We start from the raw sequence: 15,562 nt of genomic DNA, 5'->3' as shown, positions 1-15,562 counted from the left end.
GGATTATTTTGAAGAAGATTATCTATAGTATTGTTGTTGCTTTAATAATTTCATGTGTCTCCCCAAATTTATTGTTAGTACAAGCGAATGGGAATGAAAATTTAACGAGTTATGAAACTGATGAACAATCTATTAAAATAACTGAAACAGTTGAAGAAAATGTAACAATAATAACTACTACATTAAATACAGAAGATGTATACGTGCAAAGTGATTTGAGTATAGATTTTGAAACGAATGAAATTAGTCTTGATAATTTATACGATGATAACTCTGGTGAAGTTATACAAAATAAATACGAGGTTAACCTATTAACAATAGATGGTGAAGATTTTAGAGCAATTTTTATTGATAAAGAAACTGGTGAAGAGACTTATATTAATACGGCAGAAGTTCAAGCGTCGGTTGCTCCTTTAGTAGTTGTTTTAGCAACAGTAGCTAGATATGGCTTTACTCGTGCAGTTTCAAAACATGGATTAGCACGAGTAACACAAGCGCAAGTGAGCAATGCATCAAAAACTAAGTTAGCAACAGATGCAGCTGCGAAAGAATTAGCTACAGAACTAGGTTATGCAAAAACTGCTTATCGTACAAAGGCTGGTGCAGCTGTATTTAAAAGGTCAGCAAAAGATGCCGTTGACGGACCAGATTTTATTTCTAGAGATAGAACAAGTCATATTGGAGGAGTCTGGAAAGGTGCGAATAAAAAATGGGAGAACTTAAATTCGGATAAAAGTAGATCTGGAACATATGATGCTGTCTTAAAGAGAATAGGTGATTAAATTAAGATGAAAATAATTAGTGGTTAGACACTTTTATTTTCGAGTATTTAGTATTCTTTTTAGTGGTATCCCTCATTGTTTTCTATAATATTTTTTATATTCTTTATATGTTGATTCATAAAATAATATTACTAAAGAGGTGATATAAGTGGGTAATCATATAAAATATCAATGGAGGATAACGAAATATAATCCCAACTTTAGAAATAATGAAGGTCATTACACGAAAGAGTTGGAATGGACAAGTCCTTCACACATAGGGAAAAAAATATATGGTGAAACATTTACATTAGAAGAATATTTAAAAGTCGAAACGGCATATATTGATACTATTATTAAGTTTTTAGATGTCAATCATATAAAATCATTAAGAATTATTAACACTACTTATATTGATGTAGATATGGATTCTGCCTTGTATAACAAATTGTATGATAAAAAATTAGACAATCTTCACTTAAAGGATGATCAAGAAGTAACTATTGATCAAATTCGTCTAATTTCTAAAATGGTATTACGAGGTTTCATATATTGTCATTTCATATCTTCAAATTTTTTTGTGCATTTTGGAGACGAGTATTACATGTTTATTGGAACAAATAATTATCAAGAGGAACCATTGAAATTTGCTAAGAAAAATAATTTATTTGTTGAAGAAATGGTTTCTCCATTTTATATAAATGAGGAAAACGTCGTGAGAACGATTATTTGGACTCCAATTAATGAAGATATTGTAGCAGGCGAGGAAATTCTAACTGATATTCCAATAGAGGAATATAGAAAAATAATGAAGCTTTCGAATACTCATCCAGTAATCGGGGTATTTCCAATTACATCAAGTAATGAGGAGTTTTTCCGAAAAAAACTAAGTCATAATATTGATACTAATAAGTATCAATATTATCTAAGTGCAGGGGATTAATCTCACTGTGCATAATCGGTTTTGATTACCAGTAGATAAAACTGTATCCAACCTAACAGCTTGGATACAGTTTTTTGATTTTTATTCTAATACTCATATAGGGGTTCAACCGACAAAGTGCAGATATTATACGCTAAGAAATTATCAAAAACGAACGTTTAGGGGGTTCAGTCCCGAAAATGCGGATTTACAACGATAAGACTTTTGAAACAGCTTATTTGAGACACGGGCACCCCTTATTTGTCGCAAAATTGACTACGTCTCAATAGATTAAACCCTATCGATGCAAAGTTCAAGAATGTAACCTCTGTAAAAGAAGCCCTATTCAAGAGCTGCTTTTGTAATCTTATACAATCACTTGCCCACAAGTCTTATTGACTTTTTTTAATCACACCAGCAACCTCAAGAACCACATTTACAATCCCATCAACAATCGCCTCAAACTTCAAGTCATACAGCTTATTATCCGCACTATTATCAATAAAACCCACCCCCCAGCAATAACGCAGGGGCTCGTGTATGCTTCAACACATAAAAATCTGCTTCTTTTACGCTGCGATTACGAATCCAACACGTACTAAAGCACTCTGGATCTTCACAGGTTTGATCATCAGTAATTTAGATACGAGATTGCCCTTTACGACTTCGTTTAAAATCGGAAAATCAAAATTGCCACGCACACAAGAAATTCATTTAAACGATAGAATCGTTACCAATGGAAATTTATGGGGAGCTTTTAAAAAGGTAAAAGAAAATGGAGGAGCTCCGGGTGTGAACGGAATAACAGTTCACGAACTAAAATCTCACCTGCGGAAATATTTTGAGCCACTCAAAAAGCAACTAAAGGATGGCACATACAGACGCCCCGAAAGCGAAGCGTCAGGAACAAAGCGCCCAGTCGGAACGGAAATCAACCCCACACATTGGCAATTAGTTAATTCTTAAGAGTTTATGAATATTCATGAAGATGTCATAAGAAATGGAACAAAATGCAATTTAAATCGTATAATTATGTAGCCAACAATTTACATAAAAGGGGTTGAGTTTTTGAAAAAAACGAATATTACGGCATTTATACTGTTATTCATGCTTATTATTAGCTTTATTCTACCTGTAGAGCAGGCCAGTGCAGCGGCTACATTAGGCGTGGAGGCTAAGGCAGGGATTGCAGGTAAAGCAAAATACCAATCAGTTGTGCCAATTCGAATAACAGTAAAAAATAATGGTACAGATTTTTCTGGAGACATGGTCATCAATACTGCCAATTCCTATCAAGTTGCGTCTGCTAAAGTATTTCCAATAGATATAGCCGCGGGAGAAGAAAAAACATTTGATATATATCTAGAAGGTATCGATTCCTGGAATGCAGATGTGTTTGCATTTTATGAAGGAGGCATTGAAAAAGGAGAAAAGGTTGCATATAAAGGAACAAAACAGCTACAAGGTAACTTTTTAGATCCTTCATCAGTTTTTATTTATACATTAACGGATAAAAGCGATCGTTTATCAGCATTTTTGAGGTTATCCCAATTAGCTTCTCAAAATAATGTGGAAGTTTTCAATTTAAAGCAAATCAAGGACTATACACTGCCAGAGGATCCACAAGGATTTGCGATGGCGAATGTTGTGGTTATCGATGAAATTGCTATTGCTGATTTATCGCAAAAGCAACAAGAGTCTTTATTAAATTGGGTACAGAATGGTGGAACATTAATAGTAGGAGCTGCTGATCAGTTAACTGCAACAGCAGGTATTTTCAAAGATTATTTACCACTGGCATTATCCGAGCAAATGACATCTGTTTCTGCAAATAGCCTATCAAAATTATCAGGTGGAGGAACTTTTACACAGCCTATTTCTATATATGGGGCAACTGAAAATAAAGGAAGTATTCCTGTATTAACAGATAGCAATAAGATTTTAGCGTCTAAGAAAAAAGTTGGCAGTGGAGAAATTATTCAAACAACTTTTTCTTTAGGGGATCAACCACTTGCATCTATGGATGGCTACCCAGCATTAGTGGGAAAATTGATAAATATTCAAAAGATATCACAACAAGCTTCGATAGCAAATGGACAGTCACCACTGGATGAAATTTCATATGATCTGCGTAACATCAATGAATTATTCCCTTCGTTTGAAGTATCTGTTAGCTATATGCTAATAGTTATTATTTTATATATTTTAATAATTGGCCCTATTTTATATTTCATTTTAAAGAAAATAGACAAACGTGAGCATGCATGGTGGATCATTCCTGCGATATCAATTGTGTTTTCTATTGGTCTATTTATTTTTGGTGCAAAAGATCGAATTGGGCAACCGCAAATTCAACAATCTGCATTTTATAAAATAAATGAAGATAGTAGTGTAAATGGTTATTATGTAGAGTCCATTTTAACAAATCGTAGTGGTGATTTTGTTGTGAATGCAGATAAGAATACAAGTGCTGTCGCGCTACGAAATTCTATTAATTTCGTAGGGGGAAGAGAGGATTTACATGAATTATCTTATATTAAGGAAAATGCCAATGGTTCAACGTTAACACTACGTGATTTAAGCTATTGGTCTGTGCAATCGTTTGCAGGGAAGTCAACGGCACATAATCTTGGGAAGATGGATATCGATATTACGTTAAATAATGAAAAGCTAACTGGGACAATTATGAACAATTTCCCGTTTGCCCTAAAGGATGTTACGTTAATTTCTGGCATTAAAGAAATTAAACTTGGCGACATTGAAGCGAACGGTACACTTAAAGTCGACACAGAGCTAAAAGCAACGGTTCTACAAAAACCATCTAATTTTACTAATTACAATTTCAATAATTATCCAACGAAGAAGGAAGACGTGAATCCTTCACGTATTGAGGGTATGAAATCTATGGCATTACCGCTTGTAGAAGATGATAAAAAACCTGTCATTACAGCATGGGCAGACCAAGCAATTGCTGGGGTTGAGCTAGAAACAAGTGCCAATATGTCTCCGATTTCCTATTTTGTTCAGCCTTTTGAAGGAAAAGTTGAGTTATCAGGTCCATTTACGATGAAACGTAACAACTTTACGTATTCAGTAAACCAACTATCTCCTAATTCGTTTGCTGAAAAAGTAGATGAACAGTTAAATACTTGGCACTTATCTGATGGTTCCCATGAAGTATCCATCGCGATGCCAGATAAGTTTATGAATTCAGTTCAAACATTAAACGAATTGACAGTTTCAAATAAGGATATTGATCGCATGCAGCTATCAATTTGGAATAACGAAACGAAAAATTATGAGCCATTAGTAGATGCGAAGCAGGTGTTTACAGGTAACATAAAAAAATACTTCAATGAAAATGATGAATTGCTGATTGAAATTAAATTCGGACCAGATCAAACAGGTGAGGAAACAAAATTACCAGATGTAGAGCTGAAGGGAGAGGCGAAATAATGATTGAAATTCGTGATTTAACGAAAAGGTACGGCTCCTTTACAGCACTAGATCATTTGAATCTATCTTTGGAGGAAGGGGTTGTCTTTGGTTTTGTAGGTGCCAATGGGGCAGGTAAATCGACTACATTCTCGATTTTAGCAACGTTGCTATCTCCAACTTCAGGTGATGCCATTATTAATGGTAAAAGCGTTATTAAGGAACCAAAGGAAGTTCGAAAACAAATTGGTTATATGCCGGATTTCTTTGGCGTCTATGATCAACTAAAAGTAGACGAATACTTAGATTTTTACGGTGCCAGCTACGGCATTGGGGCAGCTGAACGAAAAGTACTTATTCCACAGCTACTAGAGCTCGTGAATTTAACGAATAAACGTCATGAATATGTTGATTTACTGTCACGTGGGATGAAGCAGCGTCTTTGTTTAGCGCGTGCCCTTATCCATGATCCAAAAGTATTAATTTTAGATGAACCTGCTTCAGGCTTGGATCCACGTGCTCGAGTAGAAATGCGAGATATTTTACGGAATTTAAAAGCTATGGGAAAAACGATTTTAATCTCCTCACATATTTTGCCTGAACTTGCAGAAATGTGTGATGAAATCGGTGTAATTGATAATGGTAAGCTTATCGCTCATGGCAATGTAGCTTCCATTCAAGCACAGCTGCAGGGGGAGAAGCGTATCGTAGTAAAAGTAACGGAGCGTTTAAACGAGGTACGTGCGTTTTTGGAGGAGGATCCACTGATCTCCTCTATAGATGTAATGGATAATCGCTTAGAGATAGCCTTTAATTACCGAGGAACAGATGACGATCAGGTTGCACTATTGAAAAAGGCAATACTTGCGAATTTACCTATTTATGCATTAAGCGAAGAGGAAAAAGATTTAGAGGATGTCTTTATGGCGATTACGAAGGGAGCGGACAATCAATGATGGAGCGATTTTATAATCCGGTATTCGTAAAAGAATTGAAGTTACGCTTCCGTTCTTTTAAAAGCTTTTCAGGTTTAATGTTTTATTTAGCGGTTATTTGTATTTTTATCGTAGGATTTTTGCTTATAACGACTGGGTTTACAGGCAAGGGATTCTTCAGACCAGACACAAGCTTTATGATGTTCGCAGTGTTAACAATATTACAGATGGCTCTTGTTCTTTTCATTACACCGAGCTTAACTGCTGGTGCAATTAGTAGCGAAAGGGAAAAGCAAACTTTAAATATTTTACTAACAACGACACAAAGCTCTACTCAAATCATCATTGGAAAATTACTATCCTCGGTAGCATTTTTAGTATTAATGCTTATCGCAGGGTTACCATTGTATAGTTTAGTATTTTTATTTGGAGGCGTATCACCGTCTCAATTAATCTCGATATTTTTATTTTATTTATTAACAGTTGTAGCCATTGGTAGTATTGGTGTTATGTTTTCAACCATTACAAAGCGGACAATTGTTGCGATGATTTCTACGTACGGTTCGATCATTTTTTTAGGTGGTATTACAGCGTTTTTCTTCTTCTTATCGATGGCCTTCCACCAAATGGGGAATACCACAGGTACTGGTACTTCTTATATGGCTTACTTCTGGGCTGCTATTAACCCAGGTGCATTAATGCTTACACTTACTTCATCATCCATGGGCGATGCTTTAGTGCAAGTTTCGGGCGTGAAATTACCTGTATGGATTAGTTATTTAATAGCTTATTCGTTGATCATTGTTGTTTGTTTAACAATTGCGATTAGAAAATTACGTGCCAATATGAAAAGTAATCGATAAGGAGGTAACCTTATGGAGCGTCGTAAGCAATTACGAAAATATATTCAACGTGCAAAGACGAGTTTAACAGTAGAAAGAAGCATTCCAATTGCACAGTACGGCTTGTTTTTGGCATTGCTTTCGAGTGCTGCCCTATTCCTTGTTTCACGGCTCTTTGTTTGGCCGTATTATCGCCAAACAGCTCTTGCTATCTTTATCGTTGTCATACTAGCAACAGTGCTGTTTACGTGGTGGAAGCGTATAAAAGAAAAGGAAGCATTGCATACATTGGATGATTATTTTTCTCACAATGAGCTTGTGACAGCCTTATCGTTCGAGGACGATAAGGACCCACTCGTTCAATCTCTACTAACGAAAGCAATCGAGAACGTTGAAAAAGCGTTTGCTGATTTTAAAGCTCGAAAAAAAAATTTGATTCGTCCAAAAGCATTGATTGGTTTATTTGGAACCGCTGTCGTACTGGGCATTCTTTATATGTTCCCAGCAGCGTCACAAATTGAAGCAATTGAGGTGGAAAAAGAAAAAGCTGTCATTGAAGACGTAAAGAAGGAAGTTGCTAAATTAGAGAAAAAAGCAGAAACAAAAGAAGTGAAAGAGCAATTAAAAGAATTGCAAAATACGTTAAAAAAGACAGAAACAGCGGAAGAGGCATTACGGGAAGTCGTGAAAAAGCAAAAGGAGCTTGCTTTAAAGGAGCAACAATTAAAGGATAAGCAAACAGCTAGTAAGGAGGGGGCTTCTGACGACAAAGGTTTATCAAAGGAAGAAGTGGAGCAATTGAAGGAGCTCGCCCAAATGCAGCAGGAACTAACGCAAAATGCAAATGCTACTCAGACAGCTATGAGCAAGCTTGGGAAACCTGCAAGCAATACGCTACAAAATGCTATAGCAGGTGCCAATAGTGCTAACAACAATCAGCAAAACAATAATAATCCAAATCAAAATTCATCAGGGAATTCACAGCCGAACAATCAGCAAGGTAAAACAGGACAACAAGGCCAAACTAATTCTCAAAATGGATCCCAACAGACTAATAGTAAAGGTCAGAAGCAAGGATCGAATCAAAGCAATCAACAAGGTCAGGGACAAGGTCAGGGTCAAGGACAAGGGAACGGACAAGGTCAAGGTCAGGGACAAGGTCAAGGCAATCGTTCAGGTCAAGGTGCAGGCACAGGACAAGGCGGCCGCGATTTATTAACGACACCAAGAATTGGTGGCTCTAGTCAGACTTCAGTTGATGGTGGTGCATTAGGTGAGGGATCACATGTTTCAGAACAACAAGGAAATGGCCCGATTACTAAAGGGTCTATCCGTCCGTATGAGGAAGTTATAGGTTCCTATAAAGATAGCTATTTAGAAAGCTCAGAGCGTTTACAATTACCGAAGGATTTACAAAATGTCGTGCAATCATATTTCACGTCAATTGAGTCTAAGTAGGAGGAAAAGGTATGGCATTTACAGAGCAACAATATGTTGAAATGAGTACGAAATTACAACAAGTGAAGGAAGAAATTCATCGCTTTATCGTTGGCCAAGAGGAAGCCATTGATTATACATTATACGCAGTCCTTGCTGACGGACATGCACTATTAGAGGGTCTACCGGGTTTAGGGAAAACGATGTTAATTCGTACAATTTCTGAAGTACTAGATTTATCATTTTCACGAATTCAATTTACACCAGATTTAATGCCAGCAGATATTACAGGGACAAGCATGATTGAGCGCACAGTCGATGGCAAGCAGCAGTTTACGTTCCAGCCTGGTCCGATTTTTAGCCAAATGGTATTAGCGGATGAGATTAACCGAGCAACACCAAAAACACAAAGTGCACTGCTTGAAGCAATGGGCGAAAAAACTGTAACAATTTTAGGAGATACAAAGAAGATGGCAAGACCATTCTTCGTTTTAGCAACACAAAACCCGATTGAGATGGAGGGAACATACCCGTTACCAGAAGCACAAATGGACCGTTTCCTATGTAAAATTCTTGTGTCGTATCCTGAGAAAAGTGAGCTAATGGAAATTATGAAGCGTACAACAGGCGCTAGGGAAATTGGTTTACAAAAGATCATGGATACAGAAGCACTGGTTAAAGCGCAGCAAATGGTTAAGGAAGTACTCGTTGCTGATGAAATGCTCGAATTTGCGACGGACCTTGTTGTGGCTACACATCCTGAGAGAGTGGATGCCATTGATGAGGTCAAGCAATATGCCATGTATGGTAGCGGTCCTCGAGGTTTACAAAGTTTAATTAAATTAGCAAAGGCAAGAGCGCTTATGAATAGGCGTTTCCACGTGTCTTTGGCGGATATTAAATCTGTAGCTAAGCCAGTGCTACGCCATCGAATGCTGTTGAATTATGAAGGGGAGGCTTCAGGTAAAACAGCAGACGATGTGATTGATGTCATTTTAGAAAAAGTACAGCAAGGTGTTAGCAGGTGACACAAAAATTATTATTGCCCGATGATTGGTTAGCGAAAATCAGTCGCTTCCAAGTGGCAACGGCCTCCAAATTACGTGGGCAGCACAAGGGCTCGCACCGTTCGCAACGCTTTGGGGCATCGCTCGATTTTTCAGATTTTCGTGAATACCATTTAGGTGATGATGTACGCCAGGTGGATTGGAACGTCTTTGCGAGAACTGATAAATACTTCATTAAACGGTTTTTAGATGAACAAGAAATGCGCGTACACATTTTGCTAGATACAACTAAATCTATGGGCGATCAAGCAAAATGGACTTTTGCCCGGCAAATTGTTGCCTCACTTGGTCTAATGGTGCTCGGTCGTGATGATCGATTATCTTTTTCTTTTCTGCAGGATGAAGTGAGGCCACCGTTTCGTCGTAAAGGTGCCATGTATCGTCGCGCCTTTTTACAGGTGATCACAGAGATTGAGCAAGCAACCTATACAAATAGCTTCGCACAGGGAGCTTTCAAAGCATTGCCTAAAGATAGTACCGTACTATTTATTGTGACAGACGGACTTGAGCCAATCGATGAATGGGCGCAACTTTTAAAAAGGCTACCGCGTTTTGCAGGGGATGTCCGTATTTTGCAAATAGTTACGCAAGAAGAAATAGCACCGGAGTATACGGGCGACGTACGCTTACTAGATCGTGAAACGGGTAGAGATGTAAATGTTACGATGTCTTCTAAAGTTTTGGACACATATAGGGCAAGACGTTTATTACATGAAGAGGAATTTGAAGCAATTTGTCGGCGCTTTGGTGTTCGACAATTACAGCTTAAAGTAGAGGATGGATTGCAGCATGCCATCTTCCAACAATTATTAAAAGCACATTGGATTAGGTGAGGTGAGCCGTATTGGGCTTTAGTCAAATACTTTTTAGCTGGACGGCCATCATCCCGGTCATTGTCCTTCTATATTATTTCTTTCGAAAAAAATATACCGATCAAACTGTATCCTCCACACTTTTCTGGTCGGAAATTATGCAAGAAACCCGTGTGTCACCATACTTAAAACACTTACAAAAAAACGCACTGCTTTATTTGCAACTACTTGCGCTTCTTTTACTCGTACTAGCATTAATGAATCCATATGTTAAAAAGTCAACAATTGTTGGTGCGCAGACGATTTTCATAGTAGACACGTCTGCAACGATGTTAGCTGGGAAAGAGCAGTCAACATTTGATACACATAAAAAAGAAATGCTGTCATTAGTTAATGAACTTGACGGAAGACCTGTGACACTCATTACAACAGGCAATACGCCAAAAGCTATATTACAGCAGGAAACAAAGAGTAAAGATATTGAAAAAGCTATTCAAGAGTTACAAGTAACATATGAGGCAGCACAAATGAATAAAGCTTTAGATGTGGCACAGGCTTTTGTCGGTAACACACCAACATCTATTTATGTCTTTACAGATGCGCTCGATAAAAAGCAATTACCGATGGAAAAAGATACGGTGAAATGGATCGTAAAAGGATCCGCAAAAGATTTAACAAATATCGCAATGACACGTTTTGCTGCTACTACAGATGGACAATCTGCTATGGCACTTGTACAGTTACAAAATGATACGGACCAAGAGCAAAACGTAACACTTTCGATAGAAAATATTAAAGGTAAGGAAATAGTAGCGGAGAGTGTTGTATTACCTCCAAATGAAGCTATAACAAAAACATTCAAAGACCTTCCATTAGAAGATACTATGACTGCCAAGATAGATGCTAAGGACGATTATGCTGTTGATAATTCACAGCCTGTATTGCTACAAACAGCAACTTCAAAAGTAGTTGTCGATCAAAGTATGCATCAGCTCATTCAAAAAGGTTTGCAAACGATTAATAGTAGCGTGAAAATTGTTCCATCTTCACAAGTGGCTGACAATTTGGATGCCACTGTTGTGACAAATCAGACGGCGCTACTCGAAAAGATGGACAAGCCAATTGTATTATTTGGACGGGATGATGTTGAGAAGGTTGAAGCTACTGGGGAAATCAGTACAACAAGTGATGCACTGTTTGCGTTTAGTGAGCTAAAAGATATTTACGTCAGTACTGTATATCCTGGATTCGACAACTATAAAACGATTGCATCAGTTGGAGACCAGCCATTTATTCAGCGTTCACCTGAAGGAGATATTGTTGTATTAGCTGATATTGCAGATACAGATTGGCCGTTGCATCCTTCATTCCCATTATTTTTATGGAGTGCTGAACAGGAGCTTTCAGCATCGATTGGTTCACTTGGTATTTTCACACCAAATGAGCAACGTGCAGTTGCTTTAACGCAAGGTGATTGGAGTGTCTATTCGCAGGAAGATGAGTTTTTATCGTCCATTACGAATGGTCTATTAACAGCACCAATGAAGCCAGGAATTTATACAGCTCGCTCAAAGGATGAAGAAAAGCGCTTCATCGTACAGCTTCAAGCACAAGAGCGTGTGATTGAAAAGGGGACAAGCTATACACTTGGAGAGCTTCCGGACAATGGTAAGGAAGAAATATCGAAAACATCGTTCGTACCTTGGCTTATCCTTATCATCTTAGTATTATTTGTTTTAGAGTGGGAGGTGCAACGACGTCGTGGATTTACGAATTGATATGCCATTAGCATTGTTGCTTTTACTTCCATTGCTTATGTATTTTGGATGGACCTATTGGCGTGAACGTCAGCGACTAAAAAAAAGCCATATCGTCGTACTAGGTATTCGTATTGTGGCTATATGCTGTTTGGTTTTTGCACTTGCAGGGCCCTATATTTTATTGCCCGTAAAGGAAGAACAAGTATTATTTTTAGCTGACCGTTCTGCTTCAATGAATGGTACAGATGATGAGATGTCCAATTTTATAGTGGAAAGTTTACAGTCGAAAAAAGATGAACAGCTTGCAGGGATTTATTCTTTTTCATCGACATTACAAACGGAAGCCATTTTATCGAAGTCTTTAAAGGAAGCGCCTAAGTTTACAAACATAAAAGCAACAGATCAAACAAATATTGAACAGAGTCTACAGCTCGCTTCAGGTATTGTAGATCCGAAAAAAGCAACACGACTTGTGCTCTTAACGGATGGCAATGAAACAAAAGGAGATGCCTTAGAATTTGCATCGAAGTTTAAAGGGTCAAATATTAGTGTTGATGTAATGCCGTTTAACCAACCTGTTGCGAAGGATGTATCCATGAAAAGCTTTGTTACACCACAAGTTGCTTATGTAGGTGAGCAGCAGCAGTTAGTCGCTGAAATAAATGCAACTGTAGCAGAAAAAGGTGAGCTATTACTATACGAAAACGATAAGCTTATTCACCGTGAAGCAGTGGAGCTTACAGAAGGTTCAAATGTCTTTACGTTTAAACATTCAGCAACGGCTGAAGGACTTGTAAAATATGAGGCACTCGTGCAGGTTGAACAGGATGCAATTTTTGAAAATAATAAATTAACAAGCGTCACGATGGTGCAAAGTGAGCCACATTTACTAATTGTTAATGGCTATGATACGGCATCACCAATTGCAGCAGCGCTTGGTAAACAATCAATCGCCTATGATGTTGTAAATGCTAACAGTCTACCAAATGAACTCTCTAGTTATTTACAATACAATGCCATCATTTTTGATAATGTGCCAGGGCATTTAGTAGGCGAGGCAAAAATGAATGTCATTGAGCAAGCAGTGAAAAATTTCGGTGTCGGTTTTACAATGGTCGGTGGCGAAAATAGCTTTGGTTTAGGCGGTTATTTTAAAACACCAATCGAAACTTTACTACCTGTTGAAATGGAGATTAAAGGTAAGGAGCAATTGCCATCATTAGGACTAGTTATCGTCCTTGACCGCTCGGGAAGTATGTCTGGTGCAAAGCTAGAGCTTGCAAAAGAAGCGGCTGCTCGTTCAGTTGAAATGCTACGAGATGAGGATACGCTCGGGTTTATAGCCTTCGATGATCGACCTTGGGAAATTATTGAGACAGGACCACTTGGCAATAAGGAAGAAGCGGTGGATACGATATTATCTGTAACGCCAGGGGGAGGTACCGAAATATATGGATCACTTGCAAAAGCTTATGAAAATCTAGCTGATTTAAAGCTACAGCGTAAGCATATTATTCTATTAACTGATGGACAGTCTCAGCCAGGTAACTATGAGAACTTAATTGCACAAGGGAAAGACAATGGCATAACCCTATCAACGGTTGCAATTGGTCAGGATGCTGATGCCAATTTACTTGAAGCACTTAGTGAGATGGGCAGTGGGCGTTTCTACGATGTTATTGATGAGCAGACGATCCCCTCCATTTTATCTCGTGAAACTGCCATGATTTCACGCACATATATTGAGGATAACCCATTCTATCCAACTATATTTAATGTGGCTGGCTGGAATACGTTATTTGCAAATGGTGTACCTAAGATGAATGCTTATATTGGTACAACAGCAAAGCAGGGAGCTACTGTTATTGCAGAAAGTGAGAAAGAGGATCCAGTACTAGCAGAGTGGCAATATGGCCTTGGCAAAACATTTGCCTTTACTGCTGATTCGACAGGAAAATGGACAGGGGACTGGACAAGATGGCAAAATTGGGGCACTTTTTGGCAAACGCTTATTTCAAAAATGCTACCAAGCTATAATGATGTTGCCTATGATGTACGTCTAGAAGCAGACGGCTCATTTGTCATCACTGATCCAACAAATGAAGCGGCGTTCTTAGATATTGTTGCTGTCAATGAAGCAGGTGAAGAACTTGATACACAACTTGAAACTATTTCAGCATCACAAGTTCGAGCAGTCGTACAAGCAGAACCAGGACTCATCTTCTTCCGCATTGCCGATAAAGAACAGACCATTTACCAGGCAGGCTTAAGTGTACCTTATAGTGCAGAGTATGAATTACGCCCAGTGAATGATAAGTTAATCGAAGCACTAACCAAGCAAACAGGCGGCTCTGTTTTAAAAGAACCGAGCGATGTATTCCGTGAATTCACTAAAAAAGGTACGGAACGTCAAAATATTGCGACATGGCTTTTATTAGCAGGGATGTTGCTATTCTTTATTGATATTACCATCCGCCGCTTCGGTTGGCGCTTCTTAACTAAGCCGAAGAAAAAAGAGCAGCCTGTAGAGAGAACACAGATACAGGAAGATGACACAAATGTTGCCCAGCTATTAAAGGGCATGAAAAAACGATCTTAGTCATTTAAAACGATGGTTCATTGCTTTATAGTAATGAGCCATCGTTTTTTATCACCGAAAGTATATTTCCTAAATTGTTCCGATAAATAGATGAAACATTCCGATGAAATCTGAAATTGTTCCGATAAAACACAAGATTGTTCCGATAAATCATAAATTTATTCCGTTAAATTACTCATCTCACAATATTTTTATCTAAAAAGGATTTACGATTTATAGTATTCTTCCGCAAATTGCTAGCAACGACATTACCTAAGACAGCACCAATAGTACTTGAGGTTAAAAAGGCTGGCATGAAAAATAAAGCAGCAACGGATGTCCCCATTAATAAATGTGCGTAAGGTACTGCTAAAAGTGAGGCAATGATACCTGTCCCAAACATTTCACCGACACCTGCAAGCCATTGCTTGCCGCTGTATTTATAGGCAAGAGCTGCACATAGAGCGCCAATAACACTTCCAGGTATAGCTAGTAATGAGCCTGTGCCTGTTAAAATACGAATAATAGCTGTGACAAAGGCGACCATAACAGTAGGCACTGGTCCAAGAAAGATAGCACCGATAACATTAATGGCATGCTGGACAGGGTAGGCACGAGCAATTCCTGTTGGTATTGAAACGAAGGTAGAACCAGCTACGGCAATTGCTACTAATATGGCCATGATTGTTAATTTTCGAATTGACATAATTTCCACTCCTTTGAAATGTTAAATACCACCGCAAAAAGAGCTGAAGCAGCGGAATTTCGTGTTTTAGCAGCGTTTCTTGCTTGGTTAGCAGCGGAATTTCGTGTTTTAGCGGCGTTCTTCCTTTGGTTAGCGGCGCAATTCACACTTTTAGCGGCGAATTCCAACATAAGCTGGACAATTTGACTAAACTAAAGTCAGAGTTGAAGAAACATTGTATAGAATTTAACACAATATTAAGGACTTGACTCTTTATTATCAGCGATTCTGACTCTCTTATCAGCGATGTTTGATGCTTTATCAGCGA

General features: G+C 38.2%; 12 protein-coding genes. 11 read left to right on the top strand and 1 reads right to left on the bottom strand.

The window, feature by feature from the left end:
- Positions 1-5 precede the first annotated feature (5 nt).
- The 11 genes from ACIQ7N_RS16460 (at position 6) to ACIQ7N_RS16410 (ending at position 14,570) form a co-directional block, all read left to right on the top strand.
- Positions 6-782, top strand: a complete 777-nt coding sequence (locus ACIQ7N_RS16460; RefSeq protein ID WP_402934069.1) for an SAR2788 family putative toxin — start codon at positions 6-8, stop codon at positions 780-782.
- 148 nt (positions 783-930) lie between these two features.
- Complete coding sequence (locus ACIQ7N_RS16455; RefSeq protein ID WP_400939072.1) at positions 931-1,704, top strand: DUF7683 domain-containing protein; 774 nt, start codon at positions 931-933, stop codon at positions 1,702-1,704.
- Between the two features lie 519 nt (positions 1,705-2,223).
- A complete protein-coding gene (locus ACIQ7N_RS16450) occupies positions 2,224-2,649 on the top strand; it encodes a hypothetical protein (protein ID WP_402933987.1) in 426 nt (141 codons plus the stop codon).
- A 102-nt stretch (positions 2,650-2,751) separates the two neighbouring features.
- Positions 2,752-5,139: a DUF7408 domain-containing protein gene (locus tag ACIQ7N_RS16445; protein ID WP_402933984.1), complete on the top strand. Its 2,388-nt coding sequence runs from the start codon at positions 2,752-2,754 to the stop codon at positions 5,137-5,139.
- A complete protein-coding gene (locus tag ACIQ7N_RS16440) occupies positions 5,139-6,074 on the top strand; it encodes an ABC transporter ATP-binding protein (protein WP_132357761.1) in 936 nt (311 codons plus the stop codon). Before ACIQ7N_RS16445 ends, ACIQ7N_RS16440 begins: the two co-directional genes overlap by 1 nt.
- Positions 6,071-6,916 carry an ABC transporter permease gene (locus tag ACIQ7N_RS16435; RefSeq protein WP_132357759.1) on the top strand — a complete coding sequence of 282 codons (846 nt, stop codon included), beginning with the start codon at positions 6,071-6,073 and terminating at the stop codon, positions 6,914-6,916. Before ACIQ7N_RS16440 ends, ACIQ7N_RS16435 begins: the two co-directional genes overlap by 4 nt.
- A gap of 12 nt (positions 6,917-6,928) precedes the next feature.
- A complete protein-coding gene (locus tag ACIQ7N_RS16430; RefSeq protein WP_402933980.1) occupies positions 6,929-8,353 on the top strand; it encodes a hypothetical protein in 1,425 nt (474 codons plus the stop codon).
- An 11-nt stretch (positions 8,354-8,364) separates the two neighbouring features.
- Positions 8,365-9,360, top strand: a complete 996-nt coding sequence (locus ACIQ7N_RS16425) for an AAA family ATPase (RefSeq protein WP_402933977.1) — start codon at positions 8,365-8,367, stop codon at positions 9,358-9,360.
- Positions 9,357-10,232, top strand: coding sequence for a DUF58 domain-containing protein (locus ACIQ7N_RS16420; RefSeq protein ID WP_402933974.1), 876 nt, complete (start codon positions 9,357-9,359; stop codon positions 10,230-10,232). Before ACIQ7N_RS16425 ends, ACIQ7N_RS16420 begins: the two co-directional genes overlap by 4 nt.
- 11 nt (positions 10,233-10,243) lie before the next feature.
- Complete coding sequence (locus ACIQ7N_RS16415; protein WP_402933971.1) at positions 10,244-11,989, top strand: vWA domain-containing protein; 1,746 nt, start codon at positions 10,244-10,246, stop codon at positions 11,987-11,989.
- Complete coding sequence (locus tag ACIQ7N_RS16410) at positions 11,973-14,570, top strand: VWA domain-containing protein (RefSeq protein WP_402933968.1); 2,598 nt, start codon at positions 11,973-11,975, stop codon at positions 14,568-14,570. Before ACIQ7N_RS16415 ends, ACIQ7N_RS16410 begins: the two co-directional genes overlap by 17 nt.
- Before the next feature lie 175 nt (positions 14,571-14,745).
- On the opposite strand, the gene thiW is transcribed toward ACIQ7N_RS16410, so the two are convergent.
- Positions 14,746-15,255, bottom strand: coding sequence for an energy coupling factor transporter S component ThiW (thiW, locus tag ACIQ7N_RS16405; RefSeq protein WP_402933965.1), 510 nt, complete (start codon positions 15,253-15,255; stop codon positions 14,746-14,748).
- Positions 15,256-15,562: the final 307 nt, after the last annotated feature.

The sequence above is a fragment of the Lysinibacillus sp. NPDC095746 genome (assembly GCF_044763535.1).
Taxonomy (GTDB): domain Bacteria; phylum Bacillota; class Bacilli; order Bacillales_A; family Planococcaceae; genus Lysinibacillus.
The sequence above is the reverse complement of the archived record's forward strand: the minus strand, read 5'-3'. Positions and strand labels throughout refer to the sequence as shown.